Source organism: Novosphingobium chloroacetimidivorans, from assembly GCF_014204535.1.
GTDB lineage: Bacteria > Pseudomonadota > Alphaproteobacteria > Sphingomonadales > Sphingomonadaceae > Novosphingobium > Novosphingobium chloroacetimidivorans.
On record NZ_JACHLR010000037.1, the window covers coordinates 1 to 17,813 of the forward strand.

Here is a 17,813-nt window from a genome sequence, read left to right on the forward strand (position 1 = left end):
CGTCAAATCAAACCGCGCCATATCAATCCCCTTCTCGGAGAATGAATCAGATCGCCGCCCCTTTGGGAATCCTGTTTATGGGTATGTGACCTAGAAGGCACGGGACGTGTTCCACGCGCCGCTGCGGCCGGACGGCGGCATCGGCGCGGTTGAGTCGCTGAGCTAAGAATTGCCTGACGCGGGGCCGCAACTGAATCGCACGCTCGCGGTCGGGCCGGACAACACCTCTATATCGATTGACACGCGTGCACGGCCTCGTGCTGGAGGCCGCCCACGGCAATAACCTGTCGTTTTGGTCACCTGGCACTGACAAGCATAGCCAGGTGCTCTGCGTGCAAGTCGTCCACGCTGCGTAGAAACCTTTTTAAGCAATCGCGCGTATCCCCGCTGAACAACATGTTCACCTCGATTGATCTTGCCACTTTGCGCCTGTGCAGCGCGCTCGCATGCGTCACCTTCGTCATCATCTTCGCGTCGCTGTGGCGAGGCCGCAAGGATCAGCTGCACCACGCGCATTGGGCGGCGAGCCTACTTCTCTACTGCGTCACGCTCGGCGGCCTCGAATGGATCTACCTGCCTGACGACGTCCTGATCCGCGCCCTGCTGCTAGCCGCGCTGACCGCCTCCAACATACCGGTCGTCACCGGCGTGCGCATCTTCGCTGGCCGACCTCTCTGGCGCTGGTGGATGGGCATACCGCCGGCAGCGACACTGATTGGATTCCTGCTGCCTCATTTGGCTCGCACGGGGGGTGTCGAGCTGCCTGCAGGGAGTGAGCAAGTGCTCGCCACCCTCGGGCTGGCACTGGGCATGGGCGTGTTCGGTGTCGATATCATTCGGCAATCGGATCGCGCGATGCCGCGCGGGTATGGTGGACGCATCGCGGGTCTTGCCATGATCGCGTACATTCCCTGCTACTTGTACGCCATTGCCGGCGAGGTGTTGCACATGGCGACGCCAAGCACGTTGGCTGTCGCGGCACTGCTCTCGGATCAGCTCCTGCTCATGCTGCTCAACCTGAGCCTTCTTGCGATGCCCACCGAAGCCGCTCTTGCCGCGCTTCGCGAGCGGACCTGGCAAGACGGGCTGACCAAGGTCTACAACCGCGCCTGGCTGCAGACCAACGAGGACGCGCTGCTGAAAGTCGGCACCTGGCTGGCCCACATCGACGTGGATCATTTCAAGTCGATCAACGACAGGTTCGGCCATGCCGCAGGGGATGCAGCGCTTATCGGTCTCGCACGCGCGCTGAGTGCCGCAGCACAAGAGAGCAAGACACAGCGTTCAGGGCACGTCGTTCGCATGGGCGGTGACGAGTTCCTGGTCATCATGCCCCAAGCTTCGTTGGTCACGGCCGAGCGGCTTGCCCAACATGTAAGGGCGGCGGTCAGCGGCATCGGTCCGTTCGAGTGCACCGTGAGCACCGGACTGGCTGCCGTAGAGGCGCACGACCGGTCGTTCAGCGACGCAATAGAGCGCGCAGACCGGCAGCTGTACGCGGCAAAGCTCGCCGGTCGGGATCGAATAGCGGCCTAGGCCCGCTGGCGGTATCGGCGTGCCAGGTGCTGCTCGCAGCAGAACGCGCGCAGCGATCAGCTGCGCATCTTCTCGTCAGCGGCCGCATTGTTCGCTCCAGCAAAACCGGTCGCATGGTGGCATGCGAACTCGACACTTTCGAAACGGACGGAATGGCATGGCTTACCAGACGTTCTAGCCACTCCTCCCTTTCAATCGAAAGTACAACTCATGACTTCCAACACCAAGGACGTCGGCGTGCTCAACACGGGATCGCCACTCTGCTCGACACCCTCGACGGGTATCAGAAGTCATCCGGCGACATCGACAATCAGGCGCTCGCCGACAAGTTCAACGCCCGTGCCCGCGAACGGCAGTCCGCCATCACCAAGCTTCAGCCCGCCGTCGCAGCCGCGGGAGGTAATCCGGAGGACGATGGCACGCTGCTGGGCGGTGCTCACCGCGCCTTCCAGAGCCTGAAGGAAGCCGTAACGGGTCGCGATGAAAAGGCGATCGTCGCCGAGATCGAGCGCGGCGAAGACTATCTCAGGGCCAAGTTTGAGACCGCCCTTGCAGACGTCGACCTGTCGCCCACCGCACGAGCAGCGGCCGAAGAGGCTTGGCAGTCGGTTCGGGCAGGTCACAAGGAAATGAGCGCCTTGAAGCACTCGATGGGCGCCTGATCGTCCGCATCGGGCCTCATCGAGCAACTTTCGTTGCACTGCGGCCTACTATGCGCAGTTTACCGTTCCTTCCAATGGGCGAGTGATTGATGGCTAATGGCAGTGCAATCGAGTGAGGCGACGCGGCGTGAAACCCCGAAAGCATCTCGCGCCGCATCCGGGGTGAATATCGCGATGGCTTGACACGCATGTGCGTGGACCTGCCAACAAGCCGGCCGGCAAACGTTTAAAGCCATGAGAATGCTGAGCTTCTATGCCGCAGAGAAAGGTAAATGGCTCACTGAGTTGTTTAATTATGGTACTTTAAGACTAAAGGTATCCTGCGAAAAGACCAGGAACGTAGCTGCCGTAACCCCGTTGATCCGCCGAACACCGCGCACGCACTTCGCGACGCAAGCGGCAAAGGGTCAACAATGAAGGTCAATACGACCATAGTGCTCGGAGCCGTGTTGCTAGCGGGCTGCGCTGCGCCGGCAACCCGGATATCGACCGGGCTTCAGCGGTACGGCCTGGATGGTGCGCGTGCCGATTGCGTGGGCACCCGCTTGCAAGGCGATCTCACGATTGGGCAGCTCCAGCAGCTTGGCCGCGGAGCAGCCGCATACCGGAAGGGTGATACCGACCGCGGCACTTTGACGCCCGCTGACCTGTTGCGCGTCGCGGGCGAGATCAAAGATCCCGCTGTCTTGCTCGCCGTCGGCAAGGCGGTCGCAGCGTGCAACGTCGTGCCCTGATCGACAGCGTTTTCTACAAACAAAAAGGAAGTGATCATGAACAAGGACGAACTACAAGGCGGCGCTCGCTATATCGGCGGCAAGGTCGAGAAGACCTTGGGCGATGTGGGTGAGATCCGGGACTGGCAGGTCGACGGCGTCGTTGATCAGGTTGCCGGTGGCGTGCAGCATGCCTATGGCCGCGCCAAGTCGATCGTCGGCGATGTGGTCGACAGCGCACCCGAACTCGCCGACGAAGCGCGGGATCGTCTGACGTCGGCTGCAGATCGTGCGACGGATGTGGCACAGCACGGCGGCAAAGTGGCCGTCGACACACTTCGCGAAGAACCGGCGGTGTGGGTGCTTGCCGCAGGTGTGGTGGGCTATGCCTTGGCTTGGCTCATTCACGGGCGTCGCTGAGCACGACCGTGGCAACAGCATCGTTCGAGACGTTGAGAGAGACCGCCGATCTGCGCCATCTGCGCCAGATCATCGTCGGTCTGGACGAAGGCGTGATCCTTATCGATCCCGATCAAAGTCTGCTCTGGGCGAACGATGCAGCCTTGGCGATGCACGGGGTGAATGCCATCCACGAACTGGGCGCTACGGTCGACGAATACCGGTCGCGGTTTCAACTGCGCTATCGCAACAACCACCGGCTCGAAGCGGACGACTATCCGATCGATCGTGTGGTGGCCGGTGACTCCTTTTCGCAAGTTGTCGTCGAGGTTACCGTCGCGGGCGAGGACAGTCCGCGTTGGGTGCACCAGGTTCGCAGCCTTGTTCTGAACGATGCGGACGACGCCAAGCCGACCTACCTGGTGCTTATCATCCAGGACGTCTCCGCGCGCTACGAGGCTGAAGATCGCTTCGAGCAATCATTCAACGCCAACCCAGCCCCGGCGGTGATCTGCCGGCTGGAAGACTTGCGCTACGTCAAGGTCAATCAGGGCTTTCTGGAGCTGGCCGGCCTGGCGCGCGACCAGGTCCTGACCAAGACGGTCTATGACATCGATCTGCTGCGCGGCGCCGAACGCCGCGACCTTGCGAAGGAGCGCCTGGCCGAAGGACGAACCATCCCGCAGATGGAGGCGGAGCTCGAGGTGGCCGAGGGCGGCACCAAGCTGGTGATCGTCGCCGGGCAACCAATCGATATGGAAGAACAGTCCTGCATGCTGTTCACGTTCGCCGATCTCGAGCCTCGGCGTAAGGCGCAGGAAGCTTTACGGCACAGCGAGGAACTGTTCACCCGCACCTTCCAGATGGCGCCGGTAGCCATGGCGATCGGTACGCGCGACGGACATCTGCTATGCGAAGTAAACGCCAGCTTCTCGCAGTTGACTGGCTACTCAGCGAGCGAGATCATCGGCAAACCACTGACCGAAATTGGCCTGTGGGAAAGCGGCGAAACGCGTCAGGAGCTTGAGACGCGGACCGATGCCGGTCAAGGCTTGCGCGGCTACGAGGCGAGCATCCACGCCAAGGACGATGCGATCATCGACTGCCTGGTCGCGACCGAGACGGTGCGCCTGGGCGAAAACACCTGCGTGCTCTGGGCCTTTCAGGACATTACCCAGCGCAAGGCGACCGAGCTTGAACTGGTCGAGGCGATCGAGGCGGTGATGAAGGACACCAGCTGGTTCAGTCGTTCGATCATGGACAAGCTGGCCCGTCTGCGCACGCCGCAGCCGCAGATCAGCAGCCCGGGCCTCGACGATCTGACCACGCGCGAACGCGATGTGCTGGCGCTGATCTGCCGCGGCTATGACGACAAAACTATCGCGCGCACGCTCGATGTCGCCGCCAACACCGTGCGCAACCACGTCGCGCGCATTTACGCCAAGAGCGGCGTGCACCGCCGGATCGCCGTGGTGGCTTGGGCCCGCGCGCGCGGCTTTGATGGCGAGAGCGTGGCGATCGACAAACCCAAGCGAGAGACACGCGCATGACTGGAAAGCCGACCAGCGACAATCCGCCCAGGAAGGTTGGGGCGAGGAAGCTCCGAATGGCCAAAGGCGACGATGTCGTCTCCGAGAACGCCATGCCCGACGCCGCCGCGCGTGATGTCGCCATAGCCAAGGCATCGGTACACGAAGCGATCGGCAAGCTGATCGGTGACGATGCTGAGCGTCGACGTGGTGCCGCCGACAAGGAAGCTAGCGGCTTCCCGCCCGGCAAACCCTGAAATCACCAAGGTCCTAAGATCCGTCGGCTTTCGAGACGGCAAGGCATTTCAACAGGAGTGAACAATGGCTACCCTCATAAACGCCGGCGCGGTGCCGGTTGATCAACCGCGCGCCATGAAGACACGCACCCGTATCTCATGGGGCGCGATCTTCGCCGGCGTGATCATCGCCGTCGCCATCCAGATTGTGCTCGGCATCCTGGGCACCGGAATCGGTCTGACGATGGTCGATCCATCCGAAGGCACCACTCCTGGCGCAGCCGGCTTCGGCATTGGCGCGGGCCTCTACTGGCTGATCACCACGATCATCGGACTTGGTGCGGGCGGCTACGCCGCAGCCCGCGTTGCCGGGGTGCATGACCGCTTCGACGGCTTGGTCCATGGTCTCGTCGTCTGGGGCGTGACCTTGCTGCTCACGCTGTACTTGCTGACGTCCGTTGTAGGCGGCATCATCGGTGGCGCATTCCGCACCGTTACCGCCGTTGCAGGCGCAGCCGGTGCCTCCGTTGGCGCCGCGGCCCCCGCAGCCGCCTCGATCGCGGGCATCGACAAGGCCGACGTGCGCAGCGAAGCGGCTCGCTATCTCTCGGACGCCCCGAGCGATCCCGCGCAGATGACCACTGAGCAGGCACAGGCGGAGATTGCCAAGCAGCTGCCGGCGCTAGCCCGTGGTGGTGCAGACGGCCAGCAGGCCGAAGCCCGCATTGTCGACATCGTTGCCGCTCAGCGCAAAGTCAGCCGTGATGAGGCCCAGGCTCAGGTGACGCGCGCCAAGCAGCAGTTCGCCAAGACCAAGGACGAAACTGTCGCCACCGCCAAGTCGGCGACGGACGCGGCTGCCGGTGCTGCGGCCGGAACTTCCTTCGTGCTGGTGCTCGCCATGCTAGTCGGCGCCGCAGCCTCCAGCGCTGGCGCGACTGCGGCAACCCGTCGCCGGGTGGTCTAACGCTCGGACAGACGCGGGGCGGCGAGGCTGGGCGATGCTCTTCCGGCAAGCCGCCCCAAGTTGGCTTGCATCGGTATAGCTAAGACCCCCCACCTCACAGGCGGTGGCGCTTTCGGGCGCCGCCAACCTAATCCAGCGCGTTGGTATCTGACGCCCAGCGCTTCGCGAATGACTGGTTCTATCAAGAAGCGGCCATTTACAGGCGGATACTAGAATGGCTTGAGTTGGTCGCTAGTTGCCGGAAGCGGCAACGCCGCGTTGTGGAACAAAGCCGCCGTTCGCAGCCATTTTTCGAACGCGCGGTTCCGTCATTCGCGGCCATTTGCGCGCGCCACGGGGACGCTGCCAAGGCGCGCAGAGCGCGCCTCCTTCGAAGTCCCTTCACCAATCAAATGGCGGTCAAGAATGAAGTGATTGTGGATTCTGGCGTGACAGACGCGGATTTTTGTAAAGACTTTATCTGCCCAAAGCGCATTATCGCGCGCTCTCCATACGTACATTAGCGCCACCAGCCGACTTTACCGAGTTCAAGTGGGAGAGGGACTGGCGCGCTTGCGGGGGCAAGGTATCCTCGTGCCTTCGCTTACCAGCTTGCCAGCTCGTGCATTTGGTTTGACAGAGCGCTGGCGCGGAAAAAGTTTGATAGCAGCTCATTGCGAATGCTTACGAGGATCAGGCATCCACCGGACCGACCCGGTTCAGCGTACCAGCCGGTGAGGTCGACTTGACAGAAAGGGCTGACGCTTTCGGCTCCAGCGTAGTCCGACCGGTGCGCTCCAGCTTGCCCCAGCCCACCACCAAGCCGCCAACAGCTGACGCGATGGCGCGCAGCACAACCCAGTACATAATCTGGCGATAGACGAGGCGCTGGGCGATCAACAAATGGAATGGGTAGCGGACCCTGTTGCCGTCCAGCCGATAGGCGATCCATCCGCAGATCACGTCGACGGTGACGAAGGCAATCCAGTAGGCACCCATCAGGCCCACATCGCCCCGCGTCTGCGCCCAGCCATGCGCCTGTACGCGCAGGATGGTGCCGACGATCGACAGGATCAACGCCAGGTCGATCAGTGGCGAAATCGAGGCGAACGCGATCTGGAACAACCACGCCTGGGGCAGGCCGATACGGCTCAGACCCTGCGGTTTTCCTGTCGCGATCACCGAGCGGTGCTTCCACAGGCACTGCAGCGTGCCGAACGCCCACCGGAACCGCTGCTTGGCCAATGCCTTGAAGCTCTCGGGTGCCTCGGTCCAAGCGACCGCGCGCGGATCATAGGTGACGCGCCAGCCGGCGCGCTGGATGGCGATGGTCAGATCCTGGTCCTCGGCCAGGGTATCGACCGGATAACCGCCAACCGCGTCGAGCGCGGCGCGGCGCCACGCGCCCACGGCGCCGGGGATCACCGTCATCGCATCGAACCCGGCCAGTGCCCGACGCTCGAGATTCTGGGCGGTGATGTACTCGACCGCCTGCCAGCGCGTGACCAGATTGACCCGGTTGCCCACGCGAGCGTCGCCTGCGACCGCGCCGATCCGCGGATCGTCGAACCAGCGAACCAGGCGCCGGATGGTCTCGGCCTCGAACTGCGTGTCGGCATCGAGCGCGATGATGACCTCGCCGGCGGCATCCTGCAGCGCGCGGTTGAGCGCTGCCGCCTTGCCCGCGTTCTCCAGGGTCAGCAGCGTCACGCGCCGATCGTCTCCGAATGCCTTGGCGACGATCTCGCTGGTGCCGTCGCTCGAGCCGTCATCGGCCACGATTACTTGCAGTGCCGGATAATCGCTCGCCAGCACCCGCGCGACCGAGGCCGCGATCACCCGCGCCTCGTTATAAGCCGGGATGATAACGGAGACCTGCGGCTCGAACGTCGGCGACTCGCCACGCTGGCGGCGGCTCTGGAACCAGGCGAGGCCCGCCATGATCACCGCGCGCGCGATACCCAGGGAGATCGCCAGGTAGAACAGCCATACCAGCAGCATCGAAAGCGTCATCATCATCACGAATGCTGCCACATCGATCCGCACCGCCGCCAGATCACCGGTCGAAATCGCCGGCATCGCCCGGCTCTGAGGGATGCCGACAAGCTGCGACGCGGTGACGAACTGATATCCTTCAGACTTCAGCGTCTGGATGATCCGTGGCAACGCGGCCACCGTCTCAGCCCGGTTGCCGCCGCCATCGTGCAGCAGGATCACGTTCATCGACTGGTCCGCATTGCTCGAATGAACCTGATCGATCACCTGGTCGACGATGGCATCGGTTCCTGGCCGCTTCCAGTCACTGGGATCGACGTGGAGGCCGACCACGGTGTAGCCGGCCTGTTGCGCCTTGAGCGCGGGTCCCAGCTCGTCCGGGGTGGTCGGCTCGGCATCGCCGAAATAAGGCGCCCGAAACAGCGTCATGCTGCGGCCGGTATAGGCTTCGACCAGGCGCTGCGTGGCATTCAACTGCAACTGCGTATCGCGCGGACCGGCCTCCGCCAGGTTGGGGTGGGTGTAGGTGTGATTGCCCAGTTCATCACCGTCGGCGACGATCCGTTTGAGAAGATCGGGGCTACCCAAGGCGTACTCGCCGATCACGAAGAATGTCGCCGGGATGTGCTCGGCCTCCAGCGTGTCGAGGATGCGAGGCGTCCATTCGCGGTCCGGTCCATCGTCAAAGGTGAGCGCCAGCAGCTTGGGGTTGCTGCCCCCGGCTCGCGAGACCACGTAGGGCGTGGGCAAGGCATCGTAATGTTCGTCGCGGATCACGCCGCTGGCATCGAACGTCACCCGGCGCGCACCGTCGCGCGGCGTCGCGGTGATGTGGAGGATCTCGCCCGATCCCTCGACATCGGCGCCGCTGACGGAACGGGGCACCGTGATATCGGGGCGGCTGCCCTGGTTGAAGGCGTGCAGATCCTGCCAGAACCCGTCATCCTCGATACCCAGCCGCCACATCGCGACCTGCTGGATGCCCAGCCGGCCCAAAGCAGTCAGCTGGTTCCAGCTGGTCGCGGCGTCGAGCATCCAGATCGTATGCGTCTGGTCGCCCTCATTGTAAGCGAACCCGGCGTTTCCGCTCGCCGGATCGAACGTGATCCCGGCATCGCTGTCGTGCGCCGCCAGCCAGGCATCCTCGAGCGAGAGGGCATCGGTCTGCTTGCCATGCCAATCATAGGCATAGCTGCCCAGCGCGACGATGATCTTGGCGGATCCGATCCGCTTGAGTGCCATTTGCACCTCGCGAACGAACCAGTCCTGCGGCGCAATGGGCCCAGGCTCGCCGCCTTCCCAATGCTGGTCGTAGGCCATCAGGATGACTTTGTCAGAAGCGGCGGAGATCGCCTCCAGTGGCCAGCTGTCTGCTTCTGCGGACACGGTGACGGCAATCCGGGATGCGGCCGGCAGCTGCCCTCGCAATTCGCGCAGGAACGTGACGTAGTCGGCCATGGCGGAGTGGGGCAGCGTCTCGAAGTCCATGACCACACCCTTCTCGCCCCGCTGCGCCACCATCCGGCCCAGCTGCTGCGCAAAGGCGCGCCGTTGCACGGGATCGTGCAGCAGCGCCGCGGCCCCGACGCCATCCCACTGATCATCGCCATAGTTCTGCACCATCGGCAGCACCTTGAAGCGATGCGACGTGGACGTGACCAGCCGGTCGAAACGACTGTCCTGCTCGATGCGAACCTGATGCTGCGGTCCCGAGACGTTGACCAGGGCCGGCACGACCCAGTCGAGCTCGTTGCCGTGCCGCTGGAGCGACAGAAAGCTATCATCGTTGTTCGGCATATAGAAACCGACGGCCAGGGGCGCCTGCCCGAATTTGCCCTGCAGCTTGGGCAGCCAAGCGGTCAGCTTGTGCGCAAGCTTCGACTTGGCAAAGCTGGTCGCATGCAGGTGCGGCACCGGCAGATCGAGCTCGCGTTGGCGAGGCACCGCGATAAGCGTGGTGGCAAAGGCGATGGCGCCCAGGACGACGAGCAGCAGCACGAGGGAAAGGCCGCGACGTGACCAGCGGCTGCGGCGACCGGTGGGATCGAAGAAGATCGGCTTGGTCACGGCGAACTCCGGGGAACTGCTGGTTGTGTCGAGAGGGAAGGCGTTCACGCATGCACGGCCCTCCCCGCCGGCACCGTGACCGCGGTCTTAAATTATCGTCATGTTCGCACGCCGAACGGGCCAGAACTCATCCGCCGAGATCAGGACCGGATGATTGGGACCATCTGGTGCAACGCGCTCATCGCGGCCTTCACCAGCGCAACGTGATCGTGGTTGAGGTGGTGGTTGCCCGGCAAGGCCATCACCCGGGCGGCACCACCCATCAGCGGGCACAAGCTGTCGGTTTCCTCAATCCCGTAGATGCAGGCCAGGGGCGGGCCTTTCAGGGCTCGCAACGCGGCGGCGGGGTGCGCATCGGGTGTAAAGTAATACGCCAGCCCCGTCGGATCCGCGCGGAAGTAGACGTTGCGGCCCGGCACCAGCAGGTCGATGGCCGCCACATGGGCGAGCAGATTGGCGCCCAGGTGCGGCGCGGTGGTCGCCACGATGTCGCCGCCATAGGATTGGCCGACCAGTACCACCTTGTCGGCGCCGCTGATCCTCATGGCCGAGCGTATCGCCTGCTGAACCACCGCGACCGCTTCGGCCTGCGTGTGATGGAACGCGAAGACCACTGGCGAAGACACCCCGACCACCGTCATGCCGCGATCTGCCAGCGCGGCCGCCACCGGCGCGCTCATGCCACCGCGAAAGCCGATGTCGCCTGACAGCATCACCGCCGCCAGTGGGATACGCTGGTGTTGCGGTCGGTAGATCAGGTAAGGCGAGGTCCCAAACAGGCGCAGTATGGGCGCGGCCGCCGCGATTACCATCAGCACGCCTAGAAGCAGCGCTGTCCATCCCACGATCCGCCTGGTGCGACGGGCCATGTCGCCCCTGGTACGAAGGCCGAGCGCGCGCGTCGATTGCCACCGGTTCATGCGGGTTGCTCCTCGCAGGTGTTGAGACGTGGCGCGATCGGCGTTTCCGGATCGGGTGGTGGCGTGGCCCCCGGTTGTGCGCGCCCGATCAGCCGCGAGACGTCGTGCAGCGCCTGGATCAGGCTTATGCCCTGCGGACCTGCGAGGTAGCGCGGCTCCCACGTCGGCGCGAACTTCTCCTTGTAGCTCCGCAACCCGCGAAAGCCATAGAATGTCTCGCCATGCCGAAAGATCAGCGCGGCCGCTCTTGCCCAAGTCGGCGCCAGGTGTCCGCCTTTGATACCGGACAGCGGCACCATCCCCAGCGTGAAGCGCCGGTAGCCACGTTCCTTGGCCCACAGCAGCAGGTTGACGAACAGGAAGTCCATGCTTCCCGCGGGCGCATCGCTACGCTGGCGCATGAGATCGACGGAGGCCTCGTTCTTGTTGACCGTCAGCCACAGGTTGGCGAAGGCGACGATGCGATCCTCCACCATGACCAGCGCCATGTCGAAGTTGCACAGGTAATCGCGGTCGAACCGGCCCAAGCTGAAGCCCTTTTCCTGATGACCCTTGGCCGCCATCCATTCGTCGGAGATGCTTTGCAGTTCGTCCAGGATTACCGGGACTGCCGCAGCGGGCACGATACGCAATCGGGCTCCGGCGCGCGCCGCCACTCTCTGCGACTTGCGAACGCTGCGCAGTCCCGGCGCCTCGAGGTCGAAGGTGTCGAGGTCGACGGCCGCTGCCTCGCCGAATTTGATGATCTGCAAGCCCATGCCGATCGCCAGCTCAAGCGTCTCCGGCGAGACTTCGTACAGCAGCAGGCGGCCTTGCTGACGGTGCGAAAGTTCCCGCAGCTTCCACAGCAGGGAAGCCCAAGACCTTTGCGCGCCGACCGGATCGCTCATAACGATCCAGCTGCTTCCCTTGATCTGGTACATGACGAAGGCGTCGCCCGCTTCGGCCAGCAGAAAGCGCTTGTCCCCTGTCAGCGCCAGCATCGTCTCGGCGCGATCCGTGGTGGCGATGATCCGGCGCACCGTTTGCCATTCCTCCTCACCCATCCGGTCCGGTGGCGGCGTCGGCATCGGCGCGAGCAGGCGCCAGATGGTGAAGCCTGTCAGCACCACCGCGCTGGCGAGCGTCGCCCGCATGAAGCGCGGGGCATCGCCATGCAGCGCAAAGTTCCACCACAAGTCATCGCTGTATGGAACATGGCGGTAGGCGAAAAGGCCTGCCCACGCAGCTAGCGCCGCAGCCATGGCGATCGCGGTCAGCCAGCCGGACGTCAGCGGCTGATCAATTAACGCAGTCCGGCGATAGAAAGCCCGGCGAGTGACATGCAGAAGTCCCGCCAAAGCCAGGCACACGATTGCTTCTTCGTAGTCGATGCCCTTGGCCAGAGAAAATATCGCGCCCGCCACCAGCAAGATCCGTGTCGCCAGGCAGGCGCCGTCGAGCCGGCGGTACAGGCCAGGCGCCAGCAGCAGCAGCGCGGTTCCGATGACACTTGCAGCGACATGGCTCGCCTCGATGAACGGCAGCGGCAAAATGGCGGACAGCACCCCCATGCGCGCGTGGATCGCCGGCAGCGATCCCGACAACAGCAGCATGGCACCGCCCAGGAACGCCGCCGAGCTGAGCACCAGCGGCGACAGATTGCTGGCCAAGGCCTGCACCCCGCCGATCACCTTGCCGGCGTGGCGATTTCGCACGCTCTCGTGCCACACCAGCATGACCAGCCCAAGCGCAAGCGGCAGCAGGTAGTAGACGATGCGATAGGCGATCAGCGCGGCGAACAGCGTCGCGCGGTCGGTGGGCAGTACCGCGAGAACCACCGTTTCAAACACGCCGATGCCGCCAGGCACATGGCTGATCAGGGCGGCCACGAGCCCGAGGCCATAGGCCAGCACAAAGGCGGGCAGCTGCGCCAGATCGGCGCCAGGCAGCAGCACGAACAAGGCCGCCGACGCGCACGTCATGTCCACGCAAGCCACCGCGATCTGGGCGAGCAACTCGCCACGGCTCGGCATTGGCAGCGTCATGCCGCCGATCACCAACGGAGCGCGCCTGCGTCCGGCTGCATAGACCGCCACCAGTGTTGTCAGCAGCACGACGATGCCGATGGCGCGAGCCGCAGCTTCGGGCAGGGTCACGCTGGCCATCTGGAGCGGTCCCACGTGGACGACCATCGCCAACCCGCAGATCGTCAATACGCCGGCCCAAAACATCGCCGCGGCAATCGCGATCACGCGCGCCACATCCGGCCCATCCAGCCCAGCACCGGCATAGATGCAATAACGCGCCGACCCGCCGGTCAGCAGTGCGAGGCCAAGGTTGTGGCTGAGCGTGTAGCTGCTGAACGATGCGAGCGCGGCGGTACGCCATGGCTGCGGACGCTTGATGATCCTGAGTGCGAGGACGTCGTAGAACGTCAGCGCCAGATAGCTTGTCGCGGTGAACCCCAGCGAGAGGACGACCTGCCGCGCGGTGAGCGCCGCTACTGCGGCGCGTACCTGATCGTAATGGACTTCATGGGTCAGCCTGAACAAAGCCACGAAGCCGAGCACGATGACCAGCAGCACGATACCACCAGTGACGATGCGGCGATGCCGCGCGATCGATTGCCACAAGTTCCTCATGGAACTCAGGATGGCCAACACCGGTTTGCCGCCAGGTCGCCACTGCGTGAACCTTTGGCAATCTTGTTGCGAGTGTCAGATGCCCAGCGAATAGGTAATCACGAAACATGCGATCGTCAGCAGGAGCATGGCGATGATGAAGGTCGCGTCGGCGGTGCGCTCCAGCCAGTGCAGGCGTAAATTGGACTGGAAACGCAGCGCGAAGTACGAGGACAGCGTAGCCATCAGGAACAACAGCGCATCGATGGACAGCAGGTCGTCCGCGAACGTCTGCCGGCCATGCATCGCGAAAGCCACGCGAAGCAGACCGATGCCGGTCATGCACACGCCCACCATGCCCGAGGCGATCGGGCAGATGAGGCGGCAGGTACGTTCATCCAGCGCATCGTCGTGCTTCGGGCTCTGTACCACTGAGTCCACCTTCCGCGCCTGCCTGCAGCTTGCCCCCCTTACAGACGCGCGACTGCCCTGCTGCTGGCGGACAGATGACCAAAAATTCATCTGACTCTCACATACCGCTTGGCCAAGCTCTCGTATGTCTACGCCTGAAGGTGCGGAACGGCGAGGGTATCTGTCGCATTGACGAGGATTAGCGATGTCCCAGAAAATCCTGCTGGTCGAGGACGATCCCAGCACCGCCGAATTCATCGCCACCGGCCTGACCGAGGAAGGTTTCGTGGTCGATCACGCCGCGAATGGCCGCGACGGACTGTTTCTCGCCACGGACGGCAGCTACCATTGCATCGTCCTTGACCGCACGCTGCCCGGCCTTGATGGCATGGCGGTACTGGCGGCGCTGCGCGGGGCGGGCATCAACACTCCGGTCATCATCCTGTCGGCGCTCGGCTCGACCGAGGACCGCATCAAGGGGCTGACCAGCGGCTCGGACGACTATCTGGTCAAACCTTTCGCTTTTGCCGAGCTGCTTGCCCGCGTAAGGCTGCTTACCCGCCGGCACAGTGCCGCCGAGGGCCCGGAGACGGTGCTGCGCTGCGCCGAACTGGAGATGGATCTGCTGTCGCGCCGGGTGAAGCGGGGTTCTCGCAACATCGAACTTCAACCGCGCGAGTTCCGCCTACTGGAGTTTCTGCTGCGCCATGTCGATCAGGTGGTGACCCGCACGATGCTGCTGGAGGGCGTGTGGGATTATCATTTCGATCCCGGCACCAACGTCATCGACGTCCACCTTAGCCGTTTGCGCAAGAAGATCGACGAGGGCGAGGCCAGGCCGCTGCTCCACACCGTTCGCGGTGCCGGCTATCGGATTGGCGCCGAGCCGTGATGCGATCCACGACGTTCCGCTTCTCCGCACTCGTCTTCCTGTTTCAGATCCTTGCCGCCGCCATCCTGCTGTTCGGCGTGGGCGCGGTGCTGCGCGCGCAAAGTCGGGCGCAAGCAATCGCCGTGGCCGAGACGATGCGCGACGATCTGATGACGATCTACATGCAAGGCGGCCTGCCAGCGCTGACACACGCGATCACCGTTCGTACGGCGCCGACGAGCGGACACCCCGCGGTGCTCTCCGTCAGCGATGCCGCTGGCAATCCGCTTGCCGGCAATTTGGCCGAACGCTCACACCTGCCTCTTGCCAAGACCTATGCTCTAGTCAAGGCGTTGCGCAGCGGTCGCCGTGTGCCCGAAGCGATGTTCCTGCAGGCCACTCGGCTTAATGGCGGCGGATTGCTCGTTACCGGCACAGTGGTCGAAAGTGATCGCCAGTTCATCGCGCTGCTTGAGCGCGCGACGCTGGTGGCGTTGGGGTTGTCGATCTTGTTCGCCGCTTTTGCTGCGTTCGTTTCGACCCGCCTGATCGTCAATCGCCTGCAAGCGACCATCACGACGCTGGGCCTCGTACGCGAGGGCAATCTGTCGCGCCGGGTACCAGCTGATGCCACCGGGGATGCCTTTGCTCGCTTGGGAACCGAGGTGAACCAGGCGCTGGATCGGGTCGAGGCACTTAATGCCGAACTGCAGATCGCCACGGACAGCCTGGCGCACGATCTCAAATCGCCGCTGACCCGGATGCAGTCCGCGCTTTACCGGACCGCGCGCATCGTGACCGAGCCGGCCGCGCAGACTGCGGTCGACCAGGCTCTGGCCGAAAGCGAACGGTTGCTGGCGATGATCGAGACCGCGCTAAGCATTACCCGCGCCGAGGCCGGCCTGGGCACGGAAAGCTTCAAGCCGACGGACCTTGCCGACATGCTGGCTACGATCATCGAGATCTATGCGCCGGTGATGGAGGACGAAGGCCGCGCCATCGTGATGTTCGCTTCGGACCGGGTTACTCTCTCGATCCATCGCCAATTGATGGATCAGGCGATCGGCAATCTGGTCGACAACGCCATCAAGTACGGCGACGGAACCATCACGCTTTCGATGGTCGCGCACGAAGGGCGTATCACCATCGCCGTTGCCGACGAAGGCGGTGGGATCCCCGAACATCAAAGAGAGCGCGCTTTGCGTCGGTTTGCCCGGCTCGATGAAGCGCGTGGCGGCTGGGGGGCTGGCCTGGGTCTGTCGCTGGTGCAAGCCGTCGCCCACCTTCACGACGGCGAGGTTGAACTGCGCGACAATCAACCCGGGTTGGAAGTCGCCATCGTGTTAAAGCTTGACCAATAGATACTGAGTAGTGTCAGTGTGTTGTGGTTCAACCATCTTAGCGAAGTGATGGAGACGGATCATGACATGGACTGGTATTAGCCTCGAATGCCCGCTTAGTAGCAGGCAAACGGTTTTGCATCCGGAAATGAGCCGAGCACGATTGCAGTACTGATAGCAGACCCGTCACGCTATGCGACCACTAGAAGAACTCGTAATCGACCGTTCTTGTGGCGTCGGTGCGTCACTTTAGCAGTATTTATGTGACAAACCCTGTCGCATTTGCTCTGATGTACAACAATACAAGTTCCAGGGTTTGTCGACACACGCGATTTTACCGCTAAAGATAAACGATTCCTAAAACACGTTTAGAGAGCTCGGTCTCCGTTCTGCGGTTGAGAAGTCGCTCCATGCTGCCGGGCGGCTCTATGGAAATGGGAATGGCAGGTCTCGGCATGAGCGGCCATTCACACGCTAGGCGAGGAACGACCTGTCCTGTTCGCTAGCTGCCGGAAGCGGAACGCCGCGTTGTGGGACTTTGCTGCCGTTCACCTGGCGCTTGGCGAACGGCAGCTTCGTCCAAAAGCAGTCGCTCGGCGGGCAACTCACTTATCGCATTGGATGGGCGCTTCTGATCGCTGCGCGGTCCTACTAGACGGACGTGGCGTTTCGGATCGCCTGCTCGACTGGGGAATACTCTCCGTCCCGCCGAAAAAGTGAAATGGGCTCGCGCGGTAGCAGCGGTGGCTGAGCCAGGAACCGCGGCGATTTCCCCCGATGCCGCTGCGCAGCGTGCACGAGGAAGGGATGGCACAAAAATACCGTCCCAGCTTTGCCCACAGCAAGTTCTTCTCGCCGATGCGCCGAGCTGGCGAATCCGTCTGCGGCAAGATCACGAAGCGTCAGGCCGGCTTCGCCGACTGGGGCGAGTTGCCTGGCGATGTCAGCATGCGAGCCAGCCCGAATGCGTGTAGGCGCATCATTGGCACCAACATCCGAAAACAGGAACAGCATCAGCAAGGCTCGTCCCCTGCTGCTCACATTGGCGCGCCACTCCATGAAGTCTGGGTGTTCGTAACCGAAACTGACGTCGATGTGCCAGCCATCGTCTCCAGCCGCATTCTCGGAGGGGAAGCGGATCGGGAAGGTGCCGAGGCTGACCCGAGGATACCAGCGGCCAATTCCGACGAGTTGGTCGAATGCCGCGTGCAGTCTCGGCGTATTCGCCGCCTCTCGAAACGGAGCTTGGCTGAATTGATCGAGGCGTAAGGCCGGCTGGGTCCATGATGAGCGATCATCGGGATCGCACCCGGTGGCTTTCCACAAGATTGCGCGCGCCTGCGCTGCGGTATCCTCGCTGAAAGCTTCATCAATACGGATGAAGCCGTCGCGCACAAATGCGGCGATGTCATCTGCGCTAAGCGCAGGATCTGATGTGGTTCGCATGATGTCTCTCGAAATGGGCGTGGATCAGCGGGCGGCGAAGCCGCCTAGGCCACCGACTCATTATGTCGCAGCCAAATCCGTATGGATGCAAGTTGGACTGACGCGAGGAAGTTATCATCTCGCTTGTCGTAGCGGGTGG

Annotated in this window: 14 protein-coding genes; 9 read left to right on the top strand and 5 right to left on the bottom strand. The window is 63.2% G+C overall.

Going from position 1 to position 17,813, the window contains the following annotated elements:
* Positions 1 to 396: 396 nt before the first annotated feature.
* The 7 genes from HNO88_RS20730 to HNO88_RS20760 all read left to right on the top strand — a co-directional run bounded on the left by HNO88_RS20730 (position 397) and on the right by HNO88_RS20760 (position 6,042).
* Positions 397 to 1,536, top strand: coding sequence for a GGDEF domain-containing protein (locus HNO88_RS20730; protein WP_184250454.1), 1,140 nt, complete (start codon positions 397 to 399; stop codon positions 1,534 to 1,536).
* A 26-nt stretch (positions 1,537 to 1,562) separates the two neighbouring features.
* Complete coding sequence (locus HNO88_RS20735; RefSeq protein ID WP_312857146.1) at positions 1,563 to 2,198, top strand: PA2169 family four-helix-bundle protein; 636 nt, start codon at positions 1,563 to 1,565, stop codon at positions 2,196 to 2,198.
* Between the two features lie 413 nt (positions 2,199 to 2,611).
* A complete protein-coding gene (locus tag HNO88_RS20740) occupies positions 2,612 to 2,932 on the top strand; it encodes a hypothetical protein (protein WP_184250457.1) in 321 nt (106 codons plus the stop codon).
* A 36-nt stretch (positions 2,933 to 2,968) separates the two neighbouring features.
* On the top strand, positions 2,969 to 3,331 hold the full coding sequence (locus HNO88_RS20745; protein WP_184250460.1) for a CsbD family protein: 363 nt from the start codon (positions 2,969 to 2,971) through the stop codon (positions 3,329 to 3,331).
* An 8-nt stretch (positions 3,332 to 3,339) separates the two neighbouring features.
* Positions 3,340 to 4,860, top strand: coding sequence for a PAS domain S-box protein (locus HNO88_RS20750; protein WP_184250463.1), 1,521 nt, complete (start codon positions 3,340 to 3,342; stop codon positions 4,858 to 4,860).
* Positions 4,861 to 4,916: 56 nt separating this feature from the next.
* Positions 4,917 to 5,096 (top strand): CsbD family protein, encoded by a 180-nt coding sequence (locus tag HNO88_RS20755; protein ID WP_184250490.1) that lies wholly within the window; start codon positions 4,917 to 4,919, stop codon positions 5,094 to 5,096.
* Positions 5,097 to 5,160: 64 nt separating this feature from the next.
* Positions 5,161 to 6,042: a hypothetical protein gene (locus HNO88_RS20760; RefSeq protein ID WP_184250466.1), complete on the top strand. Its 882-nt coding sequence runs from the start codon at positions 5,161 to 5,163 to the stop codon at positions 6,040 to 6,042.
* Positions 6,043 to 6,714: 672 nt separating this feature from the next.
* Here the strand turns inward: HNO88_RS20760 and HNO88_RS20765 are convergent.
* The 4 genes from HNO88_RS20765 to HNO88_RS20780 form a co-directional block, all read right to left on the bottom strand.
* Positions 6,715 to 10,083, bottom strand: coding sequence for a trifunctional glycoside hydrolase family 18/polysaccharide deacetylase/glycosyltransferase family 2 protein (locus HNO88_RS20765; RefSeq protein WP_184250469.1), 3,369 nt, complete (start codon positions 10,081 to 10,083; stop codon positions 6,715 to 6,717).
* 140 nt (positions 10,084 to 10,223) lie between these two features.
* Entirely contained in the window at positions 10,224 to 11,003 is a 780-nt protein-coding gene (locus HNO88_RS20770) for an AcvB/VirJ family lysyl-phosphatidylglycerol hydrolase (protein WP_246382236.1), read from the bottom strand.
* Positions 11,000 to 13,627: a bifunctional lysylphosphatidylglycerol flippase/synthetase MprF gene (gene mprF, locus HNO88_RS20775; protein WP_184250472.1), complete on the bottom strand. Its 2,628-nt coding sequence runs from the start codon at positions 13,625 to 13,627 to the stop codon at positions 11,000 to 11,002. The genes HNO88_RS20770 and mprF overlap by 4 nt, the downstream gene beginning before the upstream one ends.
* A 75-nt stretch (positions 13,628 to 13,702) precedes the next feature.
* Complete coding sequence (locus HNO88_RS20780; protein WP_312857147.1) at positions 13,703 to 14,047, bottom strand: hypothetical protein; 345 nt, start codon at positions 14,045 to 14,047, stop codon at positions 13,703 to 13,705.
* A 175-nt stretch (positions 14,048 to 14,222) separates the two neighbouring features.
* On the opposite strand from HNO88_RS20780, the gene HNO88_RS20785 reads away from it, so the two are divergent.
* Together HNO88_RS20785 and HNO88_RS20790 are read left to right on the top strand one after the other, a co-directional pair.
* Positions 14,223 to 14,909, top strand: a complete 687-nt coding sequence (locus HNO88_RS20785) for a winged helix-turn-helix domain-containing protein (protein ID WP_184250475.1) — start codon at positions 14,223 to 14,225, stop codon at positions 14,907 to 14,909.
* Positions 14,910 to 14,986: 77 nt separating this feature from the next.
* Positions 14,987 to 16,249 (top strand): HAMP domain-containing sensor histidine kinase, encoded by a 1,263-nt coding sequence (locus tag HNO88_RS20790; RefSeq protein WP_312857148.1) that lies wholly within the window; start codon positions 14,987 to 14,989, stop codon positions 16,247 to 16,249.
* 630 nt (positions 16,250 to 16,879) lie between these two features.
* Here HNO88_RS20790 and HNO88_RS20795 read toward each other — a convergent pair.
* Positions 16,880 to 17,674 (bottom strand): phytanoyl-CoA dioxygenase family protein, encoded by a 795-nt coding sequence (locus HNO88_RS20795; protein WP_184250481.1) that lies wholly within the window; start codon positions 17,672 to 17,674, stop codon positions 16,880 to 16,882.
* Between the last annotated feature and the right edge of the window lie 139 nt (positions 17,675 to 17,813).

Bases quoted from the DNA above. Each gene is read 5' to 3' on its own strand.
- HNO88_RS20795 (WP_184250481.1), bottom strand. From the start codon at position 17,674: ATGCGAACCACATCAGATCCTGCGCTTAGCGCAGATGACATCGCCGCA.
- HNO88_RS20740 (WP_184250457.1), top strand. From the start codon at position 2,612: ATGAAGGTCAATACGACCATAGTGCTCGGAGCCGTGTTGCTAGCGGGC.
- HNO88_RS20770 (WP_246382236.1), bottom strand. From the start codon at position 11,003: ATGAACCGGTGGCAATCGACGCGCGCGCTCGGCCTTCGTACCAGGGGC.
- mprF (WP_184250472.1), bottom strand. From the start codon at position 13,627: ATGAGGAACTTGTGGCAATCGATCGCGCGGCATCGCCGCATCGTCACT.
- HNO88_RS20785 (WP_184250475.1), top strand. From the start codon at position 14,223: ATGTCCCAGAAAATCCTGCTGGTCGAGGACGATCCCAGCACCGCCGAA.
- HNO88_RS20745 (WP_184250460.1), top strand. From the start codon at position 2,969: ATGAACAAGGACGAACTACAAGGCGGCGCTCGCTATATCGGCGGCAAG.
- HNO88_RS20730 (WP_184250454.1), top strand. From the start codon at position 397: ATGTTCACCTCGATTGATCTTGCCACTTTGCGCCTGTGCAGCGCGCTC.
- HNO88_RS20760 (WP_184250466.1), top strand. From the start codon at position 5,161: ATGGCTACCCTCATAAACGCCGGCGCGGTGCCGGTTGATCAACCGCGC.
- HNO88_RS20755 (WP_184250490.1), top strand. From the start codon at position 4,917: ATGGCCAAAGGCGACGATGTCGTCTCCGAGAACGCCATGCCCGACGCC.